Genomic DNA, 18,613 nt, shown 5'->3' with positions numbered 1-18,613 from the left:
AGGTGAATTGGGGTGAGATTTATACAAACTATTGACGGTTTGAGTTATTACCTGAAAAAGGCGAATAACCACACATCGGAGAAAGAGCCTTTTCATTATCCCGTACAAAAGTACCACAATTAGCTACGTTTGTGGTATTTTTGTACTAAAATAGCTACAAAACTGTTGAAAGGTATTAAAAAAGGGGTGGATTTTAAAAGATTTCCGTACAAAAGTACCACAATTAGAAACATTTGTGATAATTTCGTACCAAAATCAGGAGAACAATTATGGAAACAAAGAATTCATTCATATCATCAGCAAGCGTCAAAGTGCAAGGACGAACAGCTTACTACAAAATGCTGGAAGCCGTTCGCCAAGGTGAACTGATTCAGGTTTGCCGTGGCGTATATGCTAACATAGACCAATTGTCAGCAGGCATGGTTGATATTGAGTCAATTATTCCCAACGGAATCCTCTGCCTTTGGTCTGCCTGGAATATCCATCAGCTTACGACATCCATGCCGCAGGCTTATCATGTCGCCATCAAAAGGGATAGAAAACTAAAAGTTCCTTCATTCCCAAAGATAGAGCTCCATCACTTTACTTCCAACATTCTTGAAATCGGCGTGATGGAGAAAGTCATAGATGGATTTAAGGTAAAGGTATATGATGTAGAACGATGCGTATGCGATGCTGTAAAGTTTCGCAACAAGGTGGGTATTGATGTCTGTTCTGAAATCATCGATAACTATCTTTCCAGACCAGAAAGAAATATCAGTAAACTAATGGATTATGCCAGACAATTGCGTGTTGGCAATATCCTGGAAAATTATCTACAAGTGAAGCTATGAGTAAAGAACAAAATAAAAACTATGGGAAGTCTATACGTACAAAATTGCTGAACGTTGCAAGAAAGGAAAACGTCTTTAATCAGACTATCCTAACTCGGTATTTTCAAGAAAATGCAAGTCAGGTGGACAGCTTTCATGCGTAAAATAACGTCCACAGACATATTGTCCTTTACCGAAGTGATAGCGTTCTTACAGCAAAGACTTCTTCCGTTTTGGGAGAACATGAAAGATGAATAGCAGAAATAACACATACGTCTCCATCCTTCTGCGAATTATTAAGCAAGGAAGGGATAACCAAATGGACTTGCAACGACAAAACTCTGATATCAGACATACAGCAGGAACGTGAAGTTATGAATAGTCTGTATGAAACTCTGAAAGAACATCAGCAGCATGTCACTCATTGGTGTTACGGACATTTTCATCAAAGCTGGCATTCTTCTATTGATGGTACATCGTTTAAGATGCTGGATATTATGGAGTTTTATGAGTTGAAATAATTTTGGACTCAAAAGAGAGCTACAGAATCACGCCCGAGCAGAAAGAATATCTGCGGACATCAGAAGCTGCAATAGAATTTCTCTTAAAACATTCAGACACGATTTGCGTCTTATTCTTAGAAGATGGCGTTTAAGCACCCATAGCTTTTTAGGCATTATAAATTTTTAATTATATGAAACTAAACAAAATACATCATGTAGCCGTGATTTGCTCTGACTATGAGCAATCTAAGTATTTCTATACAGAAGTGTTGGGCTTGAAGATCGTGAGTGAAAATTATCGTGAGGAACGCCACTCATGGAAGGCAGACTGCTGGCTTGGCAACACATACGTCGTGGAACTATTCTCCTTCCCCAATCCTCCTGCACGTCCTTCCTATCCCGAAGCAGCCGGTCTGCGTCACCTCGCTTTCGAGGTGGACAATCTTGCGGCAGCCGTCAGCGAGCTTGACAGCAAGGGCGTAAAGCACGAGCCTATACGCACGGACGAATATACCGGCAGGCAGTTTGTATTCTTCAGCGACCCCGACGGTCTACCAATAGAACTGTACGAAAAGTAAAAAAGTATCACTTATAGGTATTGCCCGACTCACAACAAAATTGTATCTTTGCATCGTAACTAACAGATAAAAGACTATGACAGAAATGACAGCAACAATAATCATTGGACTTCTGATTCCGCTATTGGGAACGATGCTTGGTTCAGCTTTCGTATTAATGATGAAAAACGAGATGTCTGCGCGATTGCAAAAGACATTGTTGGGCTTTGCCTCTGGAGTGATGGTAGCAGCGTCCGTATGGTCGTTGCTAATTCCTGCTATGGAGATGAAGGCAGAGAGCGGCGTATGGTCGGTAGTACCGGCAGCCATAGGCTTTCTGTTAGGCATCGGTTTCCTACTGTTGATCGACGAGCTTACGCCCCACCTTCATATTGGCACAGACAAGCCCGAGGGCATCAAGTCGCACATGTCAAAGACAGCTATGCTTGCCCTTGCCGTAACCATCCACAACCTGCCCGAAGGAATGGCAGTAGGCGTGGTGTTTGCAGGAGCCGAAAACAGTGCTTCGCATATCTCGTTAGCCGGAGCCATTTCCGTTTCGTTGGGCATAGCCATTCAGAACATCCCCGAAGGCGCTATTATCTCTATGCCCATGCGGGCAGCAGGCAACAGCCGATGGAAATCCTTTATGTTAGGCTCGCTGAGCGGAGTGGTAGAGCCTATAGGAGCCATTGCCGTACTGTTGCTTGCCTCTCTCATTATGCCAGTCCTACCCTACATGCTCGCCTTTGCAGCAGGAGCCATGTTCTACGTAGTGGTGGAAGAGCTAATCCCTGAAGCCTCAAGCGGCCAGCACAGCAATCTCAGTACCATCGGCTTCGCCATAGGTTTCGTGCTGATGATGGTGCTTGATGTTGTTATGGGTTAACAAAAATATATAGATTATGAAACCGGCAAAGCTCCACGCAAAATCGAGTGATACAACAGCTCCCGTCATCCCCATGGCTGCCACGGCAAGGCGGTAGACAAACAATGCTCTCGGTCTCTGCTGTCAGGGATAACACCACCACTTCCAAATCCGAAAACTTGGGAACAGGACCACGACGTGGAACATTACCAGATTCATTGACGAGATTTTCAGAGAATTGCTTGCATATCTCAAGTATTTTGACGAATTTTGTATAAAGGTTGTACATACGATGGTTTGAACTTAATGTTTTGATCACCACTAAGTTACTAAAAATCAGCGATATGTACAACTTTTTACTCATATTTATCAACTTAAATTAATTCCGCCAACGGGTATTAATATTATTTATTAAAGACGTGTCACGATGGACTGCTGTGAACGTTAATGATAAGAAGACTTGAATATGATAAAAGATATAATGAATCGCAACGCTGATGCAGCAGCGGGACAGAAAGAGCTGGAGTTGCTGAAGAAGTACTTCCCTCAGTGCTTCCATGCTGGTGGCGAATTTGACATAGAGGCTTTCAAGGCAGCATTGCCTGGAGGAATTACCATTACAGATGAGACAAGCGGTTTCAACTGGTTGGGCAAGAACTACGCCCGTATGCTTACCAATATGGACACTACCACACTTATTCGTCCTGACGAGGAGCATAATGCCAAACCGGAGAACAAGGACAGTCAGAATGTCTATATCAGTGGCGACAATCTGGATGCGCTGCAGCATTTGGTGAAGTCGTATAGCGGCAAGGTGAAGGTGATTTATATCGACCCTCCTTACAATACAGGCTCTGACGGCTTTGTGTATAATGACAAGTTCAATTTTACTGCCGAGGATCTTGCCAAACGCTTGGATGTCAGTCCTGAGCGTGCTGAGCGTATTCTATCTATGACTCGTCGTGGAAGTGCCAGCCATGCGGCTTGGCTCACCTTCATGTTGCCTCGTTTGTCGTTCGCGCGCGACTTGCTTACTGATGATGGCGTAATATTTATATCAATTGATGATAATGAACAGGCGAATCTGAAGAGGCTGTGTGATGAAGTGTTTGGTGAGGAAAATCTGATAGCACAGATAATTGTTCAATCAAATCCAAGAGGAAGACAATCTGATACTTTTGTAGCTACGGTTAATGATTATCTTTTATGCTATGCAAAAAATAAAGATCAGGCTTCAGTGAAAGGTAAAGAACTAACAGAAAAACAGAAAGCAGAATATTGTTATGATGATGGAGATGGCAAAAAATATAGGCTGTTAGGTCTACGCCAGAGAGGATCTGCATCATTACGTACTGATAGACCAGATATGTATTTCCCTATATATGTAAATTCTAATACAAAAGAAATCTCATTGTCTGAAAAAGAAGGTTGGGAAGTGGTAGTCCCCCAAAAATCTGATGGACGTGATGGGCGTTGGATGTGGGGTAAAGAAAAATGTAATAAAGAGATATATCGACTTGTTCCAAGATTTGTAAAAAAACGTCAGGAATATGATATTGATATAAAAGATTATTTAGAAAGAGATAATGGTGAACGTAATACTAAACGTAAAACCATATGGATGGATAAAGAGATAAATAATCAGAATGGAACAACAGAATTAAAAGCACTTTTAGGGGGCGAATATGCGGATTACCCCAAACCTTCCAAATATATTAACATGATACTTAGCTTTGCTGATGCACAGGATTGTATTGTATTAGATTTCTTTGGGGGAAGTGCTACTACGGCAGATTCTGTTATGCAACACTGTTCCTCTGAAAGAAATTGTAGTTTTGTATTGGTTCAGTTACCATTTAATCTCAAAGATAGACTTGAAAATTGTGATGCATCTAAGAAAAAAACAATAGAAAATACTATAAATTGGTTAGAGTCTTTGGGGTATCCAACAACATATGATTATGTGGGGTTTGAGCGCATCAAGCGAGCCGCCAAGAAAATTAAGGAAGACAATCCGCTCTTTGCAGGTGACCTTGGCTTCAAACATTACACCTTGGAGGAACCAAAAGAGGACGCATTGCTGTTAATGGAGAAGTTTGATCCTATATCCAATAATATCACGACCTTGAATGTGGATGACTTTGGTATTGAGACCGTTCTTCGCACATGGCTCGTGGCTGACGGTTATGGCTTGACCGATGATGCCGAGGAAGTGATGCTCGGCAATTACAAAGTCTACTGGAAGGGTGATCACCTCTATATGATAAATCCAGACCATGACTTTAATGAAAGTAGCATCGCAGCTTTGATGGATAAGTATAATGGTGAGCCATTCTCTCCTCACAACATTGTGATCTTCGGCTATAGTTTCGGTTTCACCCATCGTGAGGAACTGCAGAAAAACCTCCGCACGCTGAAGGAGGGTAACAAGACATTAACAGTGAACATTGATGTAAGATATTAAAAGACGATATACAATGTATCTAAAGAAATTACATATCAGCAACTTCCGTTGCTTCCGCGACTATACCATTGAGTTCGCACCCGGTGTAACCGTACTGTTCGGTAAGAACGGTTCGGGCAAGTCAACATTGATACATGCCATACATAAGGCGTTGAGCTTCGCTTTTAAAAATGACAAAGTGGAGGAAGACGAACTTACTTTGTCTTCGGGATTCTCATCTCTTAGACCTAATCAATATAGAAAGAAGGAAGACATCGTTAGAGACGAAAAGTCTGGTTTCCCTCTTCCTGACATCTGTATCCATGCAGAAGCAGACTTCTTGGAAACTACCTTAGATTGGGACATGTATGCATTAACATCAACATTTGCATTGCAGCCTTCGAAATATAAAACTGCTTATAAGCTGTTGATGTCAAGGATTAAGGAAACCGGTACTTTCCCTGTATTCGCTTATTTCTCTGACAGTTTTCCACATATTTCAACGAAAGCGTCAACCTTAACTAAGACTCAGTTGTCCTTGCGTAATCTTGGTTATCTTGGTTGGGATGATGAAACTGCCTATTCAGATCTCTGGATTACAAGATTAACAAAAATCTGGACCATGTGGGATAGAGCTAAGATGAATGTGAGACATGAAGAAGCGGCTTTGGCTAATTGTGATAATTTCAAGGCATCAGGAATTATTAATGAAAAAGAATATTGTGAAGATGTAGATCTGCATCGGACAAGATTGGAAAATGCTCAAAAAGATTTCAATAAGTATAACCCAGAAATATCTTCCATTCGGGAGTGTCTTGTCAATTTTTCAAAGAAACTTCCAGGAATCGATGTGTTGGATTTCTTTGTCAGCGTTTATGAAGAAGATGGACTCTGTCTGGAAACGAAAGATGGGCAGAACCCAACATTCGAGAAGTTGCCAGCCGGCTACAAGCGTATCTTCTATATGGCTCTTGACATAGCGTACCGTTCATATATTCTGAATGGAACAACAGATTCTGAAGGCATTGTTGTCATTGATGAAATCGATCTGCACTTGCATCCTGCGTTAGAGCAAGTAATACTCCAGTGTTTCCAAGAAACCTTCCCAAACATTCAGTTCGTTGTATCTACACATTCGCCATTGGTGTTGACAGGAGTTGAGACAGAAGGTAAACCGAATGTAATACTTCATATGGCTTCAGGCGACACTAAGCCTGAAGTAACTCATGATATTTATGGCATTGACTATAATACAGGTATAGAAGACGTTATGGGAGTTGAGTCTAAGAATGTAGAACTTGACTACATGGTGAATCTATGTGCCTATATGAAAAAGCGCAATAAAATTGCGCAGGCTGAGAACATCATGAAAAGAATTCTTGATAAGTTTGCAAAAAGTCGTAATGAGGTAGAAAAGATGGTTGAAGCAAAAGAAAGGGAGCTGTAAGCATGCAATATATAAATAAGGAATCAGATCGCGAGGCTGGAAATAAAATAACTGAAGCTTATCTTCATGAGATATGGATTGAAGATGAGCAAAGGTATCCTGTGGATTATAATGACAGTTTTAAAAAACTGCCTAATAAAGCTAATAGCTATTATAAGCAGATGACCCAAGTGTTACTCAACAACCAGAATCATTATTGTTGCTATTGCATGCGGCGATTGACTGGCGAAGGAGATACCACGCTTGAGCATATCATACCTCAGACAGCTGATGATAAGGATGCTCTCTATTATCAGAGAGATGAGTTTCCTATGCTAAAGAAAAATATAAAACTAAGTGTGCTATTTTCTCATGAGCATAATCCTGATTTAGCCCAATTGCCTCATTCTGTGTGCTATGATAATCTTGTTGCCTCATGCCATGGTATGTTTCCAACGACTAAACATGGAGGAGATATAGAGACGGATGGGCATAGTTGTAATCATCCAAGAGGGGCAAAATGTGCTTTGCCATTATATTTCTTGGAAGAGATTAATACCATTATTACGTATGAGATTAATGGATCCATCCTGGCTAATCCCGATTCGCCATGGTGTGAAGAGGCCAAGGAATTAATCCAAAGTGCTCAATTGACTTGGGAGACACTAAGTGATATCAGGGCATTATGGTATGTTTTAAGAGATATAGATATAAATCAAATCATAGCAGAAGGCAAGAATGAGCAGAGTCGAATGGATTTAATTCAAGACAATTTGTATCTTACAGAGTATTCAGAAAAAAGAATTAACGCACTCATAGCCAAATTTACCAAAAAACAATATTGGGAGTGTTTTCTTCTTTATGATTGGTTTCACTCTTATCATTGGAATGCTGCATAACAAATGGAATTAAAACTCGAAAATAACCTCGCACATCAGACGTTGCCTGTTGACGGTGTTGCTACTGTGGTAGAGACTTCTATACAAGAGCCAGCTAAGCAGAGTAACCAGAACCCACTATTGAAACGACAGCTCGATGGTGAAGCTTTACGCTTGGTGCGTAAGAATGGCAATATATTGGATAAAGCCACCAAGCAAAGGGTGACGCCCTATATGCTGTCGGATAAGATTAAGAACTTGCCTTATCATCGTATTCTCGATGTCAAGATGGAGACGGGTACGGGCAAGACATACGTCTATACCCGAACCATGTTTGAACTGCACAAGCGTTGCGGATTCAACAAGTTCATCATAGCCGTTCCCACCTTGCCTATCAAGGCTGGCACTGCATCTTTCCTAAAGGAGCAAGAAGTGAAACGCCACTTTGAGATGGTGTGCAACTACAATGCAGAGATAGAGTTGTGCTTGCTTGAACCTCAGAAGCAACAGAAAAAGGGACGTCTGAATATGCCTTCTGCCGTGGGACATTTCTTTTACGGCACTCATCATGCAAAGCATAAGATTTATGTGCTGTTGCTTAATACGCAGCTCATTACTAACGGTAAGTTGCTGACCCGTGAGGACTATGACCAGATGCTGGACGAATTCCACCGTCCAGTGGATGCTATTGCCGATACTAAGCCAGTGCTGATTATCGATGAGCCGCATCGTGTGGAGCGTGGCAGCAAGTCGTATACCGCTCTTATTGAGAACTTCCGACCTCAGTTGGTGTTGCGCTATGGTGCCACCTTCCCTGAGTTGACAGTTGGTAAGGACAAGAACAAACATTCTGTAAAAGATTATCAGGAACTGATTTATGACCTTAATGCCGCAGATTCTTTCAATCTGGGACTCATCAAGGGCGTTGCCAAAGAGCATCTGGAATTGCCAGGAGGAAAGAAGGCTGAAAAAAAAGTTAAGGTGCTTTCTACCGTTAAGGGTGATAGTGTCAACATGAAATTGACAAGTGCTGACAATGCGGGGAAGACTTTCACGCTTCATGTGGGTGAGAGTCTTGGCTCCATTGATAATGATTTGGATGGCGTTGTCGTAGAGGCTATCAGCAAAAATGGTGTCAGCCTGAGCAATGGTCAGGAGAAACAGACAGGAGAAGAGTTCTTTCCAGATCAATACGGTATGTCCTATCAAGAGGGTATGATAGAGCTGGCCTTGATGCGCCATTTTGAGACAGAGCGCGAGAATTTCTGTCGTGAAGGACTGCCTATCAAAACTCTGGCATTGTTTTTCATAGACAGCATTGAGAGTTTCCGTGGTCCTGAAGGCAATAATGACGGTTGGCTGAGAAAGAAGTTCATCGATCTGATGGAGGCAAAAGTAAAGAAGGAACTGACACGCCAGAACACTCCTGAATACGAGGCATATCTGAGAGCCACTCTTGAAAATATAGATGCTTCATGTGCTGGCTACTTCTCGCAGGACAATAACGATTCTGATGAGAATGTTGCCAATGAGGTTAAGGTGATTCTTCATGGCAAGAAAGAACTCTTGAGCTTTACTGACAAGGAAGGAAAACCGAATGTATTGCGATTCCTGTTTTCTAAGTGGACATTGAAGGAAGGATGGGATAACCCGAATGTGTTTACTATCTGTAAGTTGCGCTCAAGCGGATCTGAAATCAGCAAATTGCAGGAGGTGGGCCGTGGTCTGCGTCTACCTGTTGATAGTGCAGGAAACCGCATCAGCGATTCTTCCTTCATGCTCAACTACATCGTAGATTTCACGGAGAAGGACTTTGCCAACAAACTGGTTGCTGAAATCAATGGTGAACTTGACGCTGACCAGAAGAGTCCGCTTTCAATTACCGCAGAAGATATCATCAAGGTTGCCGAGAAGCGCAATATCGAAGTCAATAAGTTCTTTATTGAACTGATGACTAAAGGTTATGTCGACTTTGATAAGAAGGTGGTGCCTGAGAAGTTCGACGAGATGTTGATTGAATATCCTGAGTTTAAGGATGTTACAAGTGGCGTGAATACCAATCGTATCATCAACCGTAACAGCAGTCGTAATGATAAGATTCATATCCGTAAGGCAAGATTTGAGGAACTGCGAGAGCTGTGGGCACAACTGAATAGGAAGTACGTTCTGTACTTTGATAAGGAGATAGACAAGAAGATAGAAGCCGAACTGCCTTCAATCATCAAGGATAAGCACGTATTCTCTCTTCAGACCGTAGAGTCATCTCGCAAAGTCTTGGAATTCGAGGGAAACGTAGCAGTTGCCAATGAAGGAGCTCATGCAGAATTGACATTGCATGACCGCCATTATGGCTATAATGAGTTTCTAAAGCGAGCTTCAAGATACACCAACATTCCGGTTCATATTCTGCATAAGGCTATATGTGAAGCAGCAAATGGTGGCTATCATCTCACCAACGAAATGTTCAACGATAGTTCGTTGACCAGATTGATAGGTGCTGTAGATGATTGGAAATGTGACCAGCTCGTTGGTTTTGTGCGCTATAAGCAAGCCAACTACACAGTGAAGGAAACCAAGCTCACCAATGCTGATGGTACAGTGAAGGATGAAGTTGTTCAGGCATACATTGGCAATAAGAGTGTGCCAGGCGAACCACCTGTCAAGTATCTCTATGATGCTTATGCTCATGACTCAGGTTTGGAATTACAGAATATCAAGACAGAGATAGATGAAGTCATCGTATATGGCAAGATTCCATCACACAGCATCTGTATTCCTACTGTGGCATCAAGCAACTACAGTCCTGACTTTATGTATGTGGTCAAGAAGGCTGATGGAACCAAGGAACTGAACATCGTGATAGAGACGAAGGCTTATGATAAGGAGTCACATATCTCACCTGATGAGGACACCAAGATTTCGTGTGCCGAGGAGTTCTTCAAGGCCATGACTGCAAATGGTTATACCGTCCACTTCCGAAAGCAGATCAACAGCACAGGTGTTAAGAACATCATTGATGAGTTGGTGACAGGATAAGTATTAGCAAGCAGCCCTACCAAAGAAGATAAGGCTGCTTGTTATGCAATAATGCACAATAAAAGTATTTCCAAGAATAGATACTCGAAAGTTTTGCCTATCTTTGCAGATGAACTTTTGATAGCATCTCTGCAGATTTCCGCATATTGGCTGAGTGGTTCTGATGTCATGTCACTTTAAGCTTAGATAAGATGAAAAAGTACAATAGAAGATATACACCATATCGAATCTCCGAGTTGGAGGAGAATTATTTTGAATTATAGACGAGTTTTGCAAACATTTTGATGCAGGAAATTTGCCGGATTCGTTGATTCCACGATGATACCAGTATGCCATAATCTCAGGAGATATGCCAATAAGGTATTCAAGGGAATTGCCACTGACGGAAAATACACACCATTCTTATATTCCTCTTGGAATTTTCTACATGTTAAATCCGATAAATCTTGTTAAACAAATCCTGTCTTACCTCTCATATTTATACTTTTGTACGCAAATTTAATAATTCAAAGGATAACATTTTTAATAATCAGAAAAAAACATGAGTGAAAATTCTGTAAGTTCAGCAGCCTGCAATCATCATAAAGTAGGCTTTCTGGGACTGCTCGTCACATTAGGTATAGTGTTTGGCGACATCGGAACATCTCCCCTATATGTAATGAAGGCCATCCTCCATACAGGCGAAGCCATCAACGAGAGCACCATCCTGGGCGCATTGTCATGCATCATCTGGACACTCACCCTACAGACCACCATCAAATACGTATGCGTGGCTCTGCGAGCCGACAACAATGGCGAAGGAGGCATACTCGCTCTCTACGCTCTTCTGCGCCGACTCAAGAGCAAGTGGATTTACATATTGGCTATCATTGGTGCAAGCACCTTGCTGGCAGACGGAATCATCACCCCTGCCATCACGGTCACTACAGCCATCGAAGGACTCGAAGGCATCAGTCCTGATCTGCCGGTCATTCCAATTACGCTTGCCATCATCACCATTATCTTCTTCGTACAGCGGTTTGGCACAGAGAACATTGGCAAGTCGTTTGGAGTGTTCATGCTGCTATGGTTTCTGCTGCTTGGCGTGGTGGGAGTCGTCAGCATCACATCTTACCCCATGATAATGAAGGCTTTCAATCCCTATTACGCTATTGTTCTGCTGACAAAGTCTCCTGAATGGTTCCTAATCCTGGGCGCCGTATTCCTCTGTACCACGGGTGCAGAGGCTCTATATTCCGACCTGGGACATTGCGGCAGGAAAAACATCACCATCAGCTGGGCCTTTGTAAAGACCATGCTCATTCTCAACTATCTGGGACAGGGAGCATGGGTGCTGAACAATGTGCCGGCAGCCTTGTCCGTGAATCCGTTCTTTTCCATTATGCCACAGAGTATGCTGTTCTTCGCCATCATCATGGCCACGGGTGCGGCTATCGTTGCAAGTCAGGCACTTATCAGCGGAACATTCTCCATATTGAGCGAAGCCATGAACCTGCACTTCTGGCCCCGCATGCGAATCAAGCATCCTACACATGTAAAGGGACAGCTCTATATCCCGATGATCAACCTTGCCATGTATATAGGTGTGGTCATCATCATCCTGCTGTTTCGCGACTCCTCACACATGGAGGCAGCCTACGGACTCGCCATCACCATCACCATGCTGATGACCACCCTGCTTCTCGGTTTCTACCTGCACAGCAAGGGTGTGTCGCGAGTCCTCACGATATTGTTTATGGGCGCATACTGCACCATCGAGGCAATCTTCCTGGCAGCCAACCTGTCGAAGTTTCTCGCAGGAGGATGGTGTACGATGCTTATTGGCGGAATCCTGTTTCTGATGATGTATGTATGGGTTAGAGCCATGAAGATACGCCACCATTATATCAGAACAAAACCTCTGGATGACTATTATCAGATTATATCCGACATCAAGGCAGACGTGAGCATCCCGAAGTACGCCTCCAACCTTGTCTATATAAACCATGCCAACAAGGAAGGCACCGTAGACAACAAACTGCTCTACTCCATCATCAACAAGCAGCCTAAACGTGCTGACCACTACTGGCTTATCAACATGGAGTTTGCCGATACGCCAGACACGTTGGAGTACAGATTTGATACCCTGGTACCCGACACCCTCTACAGCATTACGATGCGCATTGGTTTCCGCATAGAGCCCCGGGTGAGTCTCTACTTGAGGCAAGTGGTGGAAGACCTTGTGGCTGACGGAAAAGTTGATCTGACCAGCTCCTATCCGTCGCTCCGCAAAAACGGTATTCCTGGCGATTTCAGATTCATCATCATCCACCGAGTATATTATCCGGAGAGTTCCGTCAACCGCCAGCAGAACCTGCTAATGAGTATGTATGCACTCATCAGCAAGATAGGCATCGACGAACCAAAGGCATTGGGACTCGACACTTCTATGGTGGTGGTGGAACGTGTACCGCTCATCATCAGCCAACGCAACGGAAGCATCAGACGCATCACGCAAATCGTGGAAGAAGAGTAAGTCCTGTCGCAAGATAATATTTTTTCAAGTGATATATAGATACTGAAACGTTACGTAGGCAAAGGCGCATCACAAGGATGGCTCGAAGGCTTGCCGAAGGCGGTGCCTGACAAGATGGGGATCTTACTCCGTGGGGCCGGTGTATTGGCCGATGAAGAAGATGGTGTTGGTAGCGCGCTCGGTAATCATGTAGATGAACGGGCGGTTGGCATGGAACACCACGTGGCGGGGCTCATCGGGCTGATACATCGACATCATCATGATGGCGGCGGTGACTGCGGCGGCCTTGGTTCCCGTCTCACTCACCTCTATCTTAGCTTTTTGCAGCATGGTCGACACATACATGGGGGCGTCGGTCATATTGCTGAAATTGGCCTGACCAGCTTGGAATATCGACGGGGCGCCAAGGGCTGAGATGGGCTGGTTGAGCGGGGTCTCGGTGGTGGTGGAGAAGCGGGGCAGCTTCAGATCGACCAAACACTCGGTCATGTTGGCCTGCAGCTCGGCAAAGTTCTTGGCGTTGAGCTGCTGCGCCACATCATTGGTCGACTTGCCCTCAGCGGGCAGGATTATGGTCATCGAGTAGGTGCCATTGCCGTAAGGAAGGGTCACGGCGGCGTAATCCTTATTGTCGGCATACATGAACTTATGCTCCTGCTGCATCATGTCGACCTTCTTGATGTCGCGGGTGAAACCGCGGAACTCCTCCGTCTTGGTCTGGCTCTTGTCGAACTTGGAAGCCCAAGTGCCGTTGAAGTAGATGGCGTTCATCAGTACTGCGGTGGCATTGGCGTCGAGCTGGTCAACGATCTTGGGAATCATGCCGTCGGTTTGCTTGGCACACCATCCGTTGATCTTGCTCAGGGTCTTGGGCGACGTGAAATCCATGCTCTCCACCTGTGCCTCGAAGAGGGCCTTCATGGCGGTGGCATACTCATTCTTGAAGGTCACCTGCTTGTTCACGGCAATGCAGTTGGCTATGTTGATCTGGGTACGACGGTCGAGAGCCGACGCATGATTGATAATCGACTTATAGGCGTCGTTGAGCGTCTGCAACGATGTGCCGTCCTGCCCCAATGCCTTCATGATTTCGGTCTGCGTGGCGCCTTCAGCACCATTGGCCAGCATGCCCATGAGGTAGGCCACGCTGATGGGCGAAAGAACCTTCGAGTCCATACCCTCCTGGGTGCGGAAAAGGTTGAAAGCAAAGTCGTTTGTCTGGGCCACAGCCTTCTGCTCAGCGCCGCTCAGAACGAGGTATTGCTCATCGAGGTTGCTCTCAATCTTGGTTGCATTCATACTGTTATCCGTCTTCTGATGGTTCTTCTGCGTGGCGCACGAGCCAAGCGTGGTAGCGGCCAGGGCTGCCATAACGGCTGCATGACCTATGTGTACGATATTTTTTTTCATTTTACAACTAACTTTGTTTTGTTTACAATCCATACTTTTCAGCTTTTTTATTTACATAAATACGCAAAAGGGTGGATTATTGCATGGGCTAACTAAATACTTTTGCAAAAACAGGGCAAAAGCGTTGTTTTTTTGGGGGAAGGAAAAAGACTTTGACTCACAATCCTGCAACTTGATTTCCTGCATGAAAGAGATAAACTCATAGGTCTTGTTATTGTTTATGGCTTGCTGCTCAAACAACTCGTAGTCGAGCACCTTTCTTCGCTTCAAGAACAAGGTCATCCAAGCGTCATAGTGGATGTTTCCCAACAAGAAGATAGCAAATACCAACTTATTGTAGAAGAAGATATGTCAGTATTATTTGTTTCATCTCGATTTGTGGCATAACAAATAATACTGTATCTTTGCATAAGGATGAATAAGAAAAAATCACAACTCTCAATCTTTTCATTTATGCAAGACACGAATATCCATACCGGCGTTTACGAACAGATTATCAACCGCCTCTTCAAACAGAAATTGAACGAGGTGGACACCGGGCGATTCTATATAGGCAAGAAGCTGATTTCGAAGGATGATGCAAGTCAATATAAAGCTATTGGATAATTATGAACACAGGAGAAAGAAAACATATAGAAGTGGTTGCCGCCGTTATCTGCGACGGCAACCGCATATTTGCCACACAAAGAGGATATGGCGAATGGAAGGACTGGTGGGAGTTTCCGGGCGGAAAGATGGAGCCTGGCGAAACGCCCGAAGCTGCCCTGCAAAGAGAGATACGAGAGGAGCTGGCAACGGATATCTCCGTGGAAAGCCTCCTCACCACAGTCTGCTACGACTACCCCAACTTCCACCTAACCATGCATTGCTACCTCTGCAAGGTCAAGAGCGGCAACCTCACTCTCCTCGAACACGAGGCAGCCAAGTGGCTCACGCGCGACGAGCTGGGATGTGTGAAGTGGCTGCCGGCTGATGAGGAAGTGGTGGAGAAGATAAAGGGCTGATTTGGAAGCGTGCAGACAGAGCACGACATCTCGGTATATCTATCCGGCTGCTACGGCGATTTCGACTCTTTTGAATTTATGCCGCCAGATAATACCGATATAAAACATGACAAAACCAGCCTTTATTTTTGTGTTCCCCCAAAAAGCAGTATCTTTGGAATTCAAATGAAATCAAGACAATAATGGTATTTTATTTTTCAGGTACAGGCAACAGCAAGCATGTGGCGCAACGGCTGGCACAGGCAACCGGCGAAAGCTGCATTTCGATAACAGACTGCATGAGCAAGGACGAATGTTCGTTTTCCTTAAGCGAGGATGAACGTGTGGGATTTGTCACCCCCGTGTATTTCTGGGGGCTGCCCGACATCGTCGTGAGGTTTGTCAACAAACTGACTCTCACGGGGCTCCATCACAACTTCATCTATCATGTGCTCACATTCGGCACCACTACCGGGCAGGCTCATTATATGATGCAGGAATTGCTCAAGAAGAAGGGGCTGCGGCTGGATGCGAAGTATAATGTGAGAATGGTGGATGTATGGACTCCGATATTCGATGTGTCGGACCACGAGAAATGCCTGCGAAAAACGGAAGAAGCCGAAAAGAGCATTGCCAAGACCACGGCAAGGGCTGCAGCACGCAAGGCTGGCAACTTTGATTGTCTGCGTTTTCCGCATTGGCTTGCCCATTGGTATTATCTCACCTACGGGAAGCAGCGCAAGACGAAGAATTTCCATGTGATGAACGACAGATGTGTAGGTTGTGGGAAATGCGCCAGCCAATGTCCGGAACAAGCCATAGAATACAAGGACGGCTATCCTGTATGGACGAAAGAGAAATGCACGCTGTGTCTCAGATGCCTGCACCACTGCCCCCGTTTTGCCATACAATATGGCAGACACACCATGAAGCATGGGCAGTTCGTGCATCCCGGAGAAAGGGGGCAGGATGCTTGAAAGGAAAAAGGACGAATATCAGGTTGGGGCAACAGCTTTTCGAGGTAATCGATATTGACTGACAAGTTTTCAAACTATACAGTCTGAAGAGAAGCCTTTCTCAATCGTAGAACTTCAAGAAGGTCTACCCGTTGGCGGAATTCATTTAGTGCACACTTAATCTTAATGACCGATTCTGGTAAAAATGAGCACGTTGCTTGCCCAACAGGGGTACGCTGCTTTCTCATTATGGGCACGCTGCTTTCCCCGGATGGGCATAATTGCTGTCAGGCAGCTGCCCAATAAGTTGATGTTGTAATACCCATATTCCTGTTTTCAGGATTCTGCCAACGCTGGCAATTCATGCTATCTGACAATTCCATCCATCAGCAAAACCATCCAGACAATTGGCTGACAATCGCCAGACAGTCAACTGCCTGTTCATCAGAATATTACAACAAAAAACCAGATAATCTGACAGTTTTTCAGCAATTCTTGGTTATACTGATAATCAGCGTTATCGGCAACTTTTTCTCATATCGACCAACTTGCAACCTTTTTTCGTAGCAGGAAAAAAGTTTCAGAAAAGTTGTTTTTTAGTGTTTCCTCTAAAGAAACATACCCATCCCTTGCCACCGCACCGAAGGCAGCGACCATTCCCTGACAGGCTATGCGGGAGGATTGGAGGCAAAGAGAGGTTACATATACAAAAAAATCCGATTAAGCGAGAGGAGAGAGAAATTTGCTTGCATAAAATTGTTGCAGTATCAATATAAAAATCGTAATATTGCATTACAGAGAGAAAAACAACGAACTCAAACAGAAAGGTTTCTGATTATATCATAATTATAAGGCAACATGCAGATATTATTAGCAAACGCCAAGATAATGTTCGACAAGACGGACAGGAAGCCGGTCTCCACCCCACTCTTCCAGACCGTAGCCGACACTCTGGCTGCGGAGATGGCAAGGATGGGCGTAGAGGATTTGGCCCGGCAGCTGGATTGCAGCCGGAAGATAGCGGCAGAGAACTGGAGACGCTATCAAGACTTTATGATAGCCGAGAAGATGCCTGCCCTGCTTGCCTTCAATGGTCAGGCATACAAGCATCTGTGTGCCTGTACATTGAGCGACGAGGCTTTGGAGTATGCCCAGAAGCATCTTTGGATAACGTGTTTTCTCTATGGTCTGCTGCGCCCTATGGACGGCATAGTGCCCTATCGCATGGAACATTGTGTAACGCTCGAAGCCACAAACGACAAGCCCATCAATCAGTTCTGGAAAGACCGACTGACAGATGTGCTAATAGACAGCGTGAAGGCTGACGACGGCATCCTCCTGCATCTCTCCACCGAAGAATACGAGCATCTGTTCGACTGGAAGAGAGTCTGCAAGGAAGTGACGGTCGTTCACCCCCTATTCTATGTACGGCAGAAAGACGGCAGGCTGAAGATGCAGGCAGTATGGGCCAAGTCGTGCCGTGGAGCAATGCTACGCTTCATTCTGAACAACCGCATCGTCACTCCCGAAGAACTCTCCGCTTTCAGCTACGAAGGCTTTGAATACGCTCCGCAATCAGGCGACGCAAACAATCCACATTTCGTAAGAGAAAATATCCGGTAAAGAAGATTATGGCAGAACACCCTGTACTGCATAACGATGAATATAGTTGTTTCTACGGTATCAGACCTTCAGGCATAATCTGCGTCTAATTCATAGATGATTAAACACTCATCACAACTTGGGTATTAATTTATTATCTAATTTTTTTGCTTATGAAAAGAATGATAAGAGTATTGATGATCGCCATTTGTTGTATGATGTCATGCAACATGGCGGCGAATGCAGGCAACGGAAAGCCTATCTCTGTAGATGCACTTCCAGCCAAGGCCCAGACCTTGCTCAATAATCATTTCAATGGTCAGAAGGTGATGCTTGCAACGATTGAATCGGGAGTTGTCAGCAGAAGCTATGACGTTGTTCTGAAGAATGGCACGAAGCTGGAGTTCGACAAGAGGGGCAATCTTACTGAGATTGACTGCAAGCAAGGCATTGTGCCCGATCAGCTGATTCCGCAAGCCATAAATAACTACCTGAAGGAGAATTATGAAGGACAATCAGTGAGAAAGATTGAAATAAACAGGAAGGAATACGAAGTGGAACTGATGAACGGACTGGACCTGACCTTCAACAAGCACTTCCAACTGATAGATATTGAATGATAAG

The 18,613-nt window shown here is 44.3% G+C and carries 14 protein-coding genes and 4 pseudogenes; 15 read left to right on the top strand and 3 right to left on the bottom strand.

Going from position 1 to position 18,613, the window contains the following annotated elements; all coding sequences use genetic code 11:
• Nucleotides 1-269 precede the first annotated feature (269 nt).
• From ACDC99_RS00975 to ACDC99_RS00960, 4 genes and pseudogenes are all read left to right on the top strand, one after another.
• Nucleotides 270-833 carry a type IV toxin-antitoxin system AbiEi family antitoxin domain-containing protein gene (locus ACDC99_RS00975; protein ID WP_370755418.1) on the top strand — a complete coding sequence of 188 codons (564 nt, stop codon included), beginning with the start codon at nucleotides 270-272 and terminating at the stop codon, nucleotides 831-833.
• A pseudogene (locus ACDC99_RS00970) lies at nucleotides 830-943 on the top strand (nucleotidyl transferase AbiEii/AbiGii toxin family protein); the annotation flags it as partial. The gene ACDC99_RS00975 and the pseudogene ACDC99_RS00970, both read left to right, overlap by 4 nt.
• A gap of 563 nt (nucleotides 944-1,506) precedes the next feature.
• Nucleotides 1,507-1,893 (top strand): SMU1112c/YaeR family gloxylase I-like metalloprotein, encoded by a 387-nt coding sequence (gene gloA2 / locus ACDC99_RS00965; protein WP_042519728.1) that lies wholly within the window; start codon nucleotides 1,507-1,509, stop codon nucleotides 1,891-1,893.
• An 85-nt stretch (nucleotides 1,894-1,978) separates the two neighbouring features.
• Nucleotides 1,979-2,761 (top strand): ZIP family metal transporter, encoded by a 783-nt coding sequence (locus ACDC99_RS00960; protein ID WP_044073712.1) that lies wholly within the window; start codon nucleotides 1,979-1,981, stop codon nucleotides 2,759-2,761.
• A 103-nt stretch (nucleotides 2,762-2,864) separates the two neighbouring features.
• On the opposite strand, the pseudogene ACDC99_RS00955 reads toward ACDC99_RS00960, so the two are convergent.
• Nucleotides 2,865-3,104 (bottom strand): annotated as a pseudogene (locus tag ACDC99_RS00955) (IS982 family transposase); the annotation flags it as partial.
• A gap of 102 nt (nucleotides 3,105-3,206) precedes the next feature.
• Here ACDC99_RS00955 and ACDC99_RS00950 point away from each other — a divergent pair.
• The 6 genes and pseudogenes from ACDC99_RS00950 to ACDC99_RS00925 all read left to right on the top strand — a co-directional run bounded on the left by ACDC99_RS00950 (nucleotide 3,207) and on the right by ACDC99_RS00925 (nucleotide 13,038).
• Nucleotides 3,207-5,204, top strand: a complete 1,998-nt coding sequence (locus ACDC99_RS00950) for a site-specific DNA-methyltransferase (protein ID WP_370755415.1) — start codon at nucleotides 3,207-3,209, stop codon at nucleotides 5,202-5,204.
• 13 nt (nucleotides 5,205-5,217) lie between these two features.
• Nucleotides 5,218-6,630, top strand: coding sequence for an AAA family ATPase (locus tag ACDC99_RS00945; RefSeq protein ID WP_370755413.1), 1,413 nt, complete (start codon nucleotides 5,218-5,220; stop codon nucleotides 6,628-6,630).
• Between the two features lie 2 nt (nucleotides 6,631-6,632).
• Nucleotides 6,633-7,508 carry a hypothetical protein gene (locus ACDC99_RS00940; RefSeq protein WP_370755412.1) on the top strand — a complete coding sequence of 292 codons (876 nt, stop codon included), beginning with the start codon at nucleotides 6,633-6,635 and terminating at the stop codon, nucleotides 7,506-7,508.
• A 3-nt stretch (nucleotides 7,509-7,511) separates the two neighbouring features.
• Nucleotides 7,512-10,523 carry a type III restriction-modification system endonuclease gene (locus tag ACDC99_RS00935; RefSeq protein ID WP_370755411.1) on the top strand — a complete coding sequence of 1,004 codons (3,012 nt, stop codon included), beginning with the start codon at nucleotides 7,512-7,514 and terminating at the stop codon, nucleotides 10,521-10,523.
• Nucleotides 10,524-10,826: 303 nt separating this feature from the next.
• Nucleotides 10,827-10,919 (top strand): annotated as a pseudogene (locus ACDC99_RS00930) (transposase); the annotation flags it as partial.
• Between the two features lie 145 nt (nucleotides 10,920-11,064).
• Complete coding sequence (locus ACDC99_RS00925) at nucleotides 11,065-13,038, top strand: KUP/HAK/KT family potassium transporter (RefSeq protein ID WP_370755409.1); 1,974 nt, start codon at nucleotides 11,065-11,067, stop codon at nucleotides 13,036-13,038.
• Nucleotides 13,039-13,161: 123 nt separating this feature from the next.
• On the opposite strand, the gene ACDC99_RS00920 is transcribed toward ACDC99_RS00925, so the two are convergent.
• Together ACDC99_RS00920 and ACDC99_RS00915 are read right to left on the bottom strand one after the other, a co-directional pair.
• Entirely contained in the window at nucleotides 13,162-14,448 is a 1,287-nt protein-coding gene (locus ACDC99_RS00920; RefSeq protein ID WP_370755408.1) for a serpin family protein, read from the bottom strand.
• Between the two features lie 150 nt (nucleotides 14,449-14,598).
• Nucleotides 14,599-14,796 (bottom strand): annotated as a pseudogene (locus ACDC99_RS00915) (hypothetical protein); the annotation flags it as partial.
• Between the two features lie 105 nt (nucleotides 14,797-14,901).
• Here ACDC99_RS00915 and ACDC99_RS00910 point away from each other — a divergent pair.
• The 5 genes from ACDC99_RS00910 to ACDC99_RS00890 all read left to right on the top strand — a co-directional run bounded on the left by ACDC99_RS00910 (nucleotide 14,902) and on the right by ACDC99_RS00890 (nucleotide 18,609).
• Entirely contained in the window at nucleotides 14,902-15,054 is a 153-nt protein-coding gene (locus tag ACDC99_RS00910; RefSeq protein WP_156132547.1) for a hypothetical protein, read from the top strand.
• 2 nt (nucleotides 15,055-15,056) lie between these two features.
• Nucleotides 15,057-15,452, top strand: coding sequence for a (deoxy)nucleoside triphosphate pyrophosphohydrolase (locus ACDC99_RS00905; protein WP_302961133.1), 396 nt, complete (start codon nucleotides 15,057-15,059; stop codon nucleotides 15,450-15,452).
• A 182-nt stretch (nucleotides 15,453-15,634) separates the two neighbouring features.
• Nucleotides 15,635-16,408: an EFR1 family ferrodoxin gene (locus tag ACDC99_RS00900; RefSeq protein WP_370755405.1), complete on the top strand. Its 774-nt coding sequence runs from the start codon at nucleotides 15,635-15,637 to the stop codon at nucleotides 16,406-16,408.
• An 837-nt stretch (nucleotides 16,409-17,245) separates the two neighbouring features.
• Nucleotides 17,246-18,010 carry a YaaA family protein gene (locus ACDC99_RS00895; protein WP_370755403.1) on the top strand — a complete coding sequence of 255 codons (765 nt, stop codon included), beginning with the start codon at nucleotides 17,246-17,248 and terminating at the stop codon, nucleotides 18,008-18,010.
• 161 nt (nucleotides 18,011-18,171) lie between these two features.
• Nucleotides 18,172-18,609, top strand: coding sequence for a PepSY-like domain-containing protein (locus ACDC99_RS00890; RefSeq protein ID WP_288591922.1), 438 nt, complete (start codon nucleotides 18,172-18,174; stop codon nucleotides 18,607-18,609).
• Nucleotides 18,610-18,613 lie beyond the last annotated feature (4 nt).

Origin of the sequence: Prevotella pectinovora, assembly GCF_041323955.1 — a bacterium.
Classification (GTDB): domain Bacteria; phylum Bacteroidota; class Bacteroidia; order Bacteroidales; family Bacteroidaceae; genus Prevotella; species Prevotella pectinovora.
This window is presented reverse-complemented; position numbering and strand designations above follow the sequence as displayed.

Bases quoted from the DNA above. Each gene is read 5' to 3' on its own strand.
- ACDC99_RS00975 (WP_370755418.1), top strand. From the start codon at position 270: ATGGAAACAAAGAATTCATTCATATCATCAGCAAGCGTCAAAGTGCAA.
- gloA2 (WP_042519728.1), top strand. From the start codon at position 1,507: ATGAAACTAAACAAAATACATCATGTAGCCGTGATTTGCTCTGACTAT.
- ACDC99_RS00960 (WP_044073712.1), top strand. From the start codon at position 1,979: ATGACAGCAACAATAATCATTGGACTTCTGATTCCGCTATTGGGAACG.
- ACDC99_RS00950 (WP_370755415.1), top strand. From the start codon at position 3,207: ATGATAAAAGATATAATGAATCGCAACGCTGATGCAGCAGCGGGACAG.
- ACDC99_RS00945 (WP_370755413.1), top strand. From the start codon at position 5,218: ATGTATCTAAAGAAATTACATATCAGCAACTTCCGTTGCTTCCGCGAC.
- ACDC99_RS00940 (WP_370755412.1), top strand. From the start codon at position 6,633: ATGCAATATATAAATAAGGAATCAGATCGCGAGGCTGGAAATAAAATA.
- ACDC99_RS00935 (WP_370755411.1), top strand. From the start codon at position 7,512: ATGGAATTAAAACTCGAAAATAACCTCGCACATCAGACGTTGCCTGTT.
- ACDC99_RS00925 (WP_370755409.1), top strand. From the start codon at position 11,065: ATGAGTGAAAATTCTGTAAGTTCAGCAGCCTGCAATCATCATAAAGTA.
- ACDC99_RS00920 (WP_370755408.1), bottom strand. From the start codon at position 14,448: ATGAAAAAAAATATCGTACACATAGGTCATGCAGCCGTTATGGCAGCC.
- ACDC99_RS00910 (WP_156132547.1), top strand. From the start codon at position 14,902: ATGCAAGACACGAATATCCATACCGGCGTTTACGAACAGATTATCAAC.
- ACDC99_RS00905 (WP_302961133.1), top strand. From the start codon at position 15,057: ATGAACACAGGAGAAAGAAAACATATAGAAGTGGTTGCCGCCGTTATC.
- ACDC99_RS00900 (WP_370755405.1), top strand. From the start codon at position 15,635: ATGGTATTTTATTTTTCAGGTACAGGCAACAGCAAGCATGTGGCGCAA.
- ACDC99_RS00895 (WP_370755403.1), top strand. From the start codon at position 17,246: ATGCAGATATTATTAGCAAACGCCAAGATAATGTTCGACAAGACGGAC.
- ACDC99_RS00890 (WP_288591922.1), top strand. From the start codon at position 18,172: ATGATAAGAGTATTGATGATCGCCATTTGTTGTATGATGTCATGCAAC.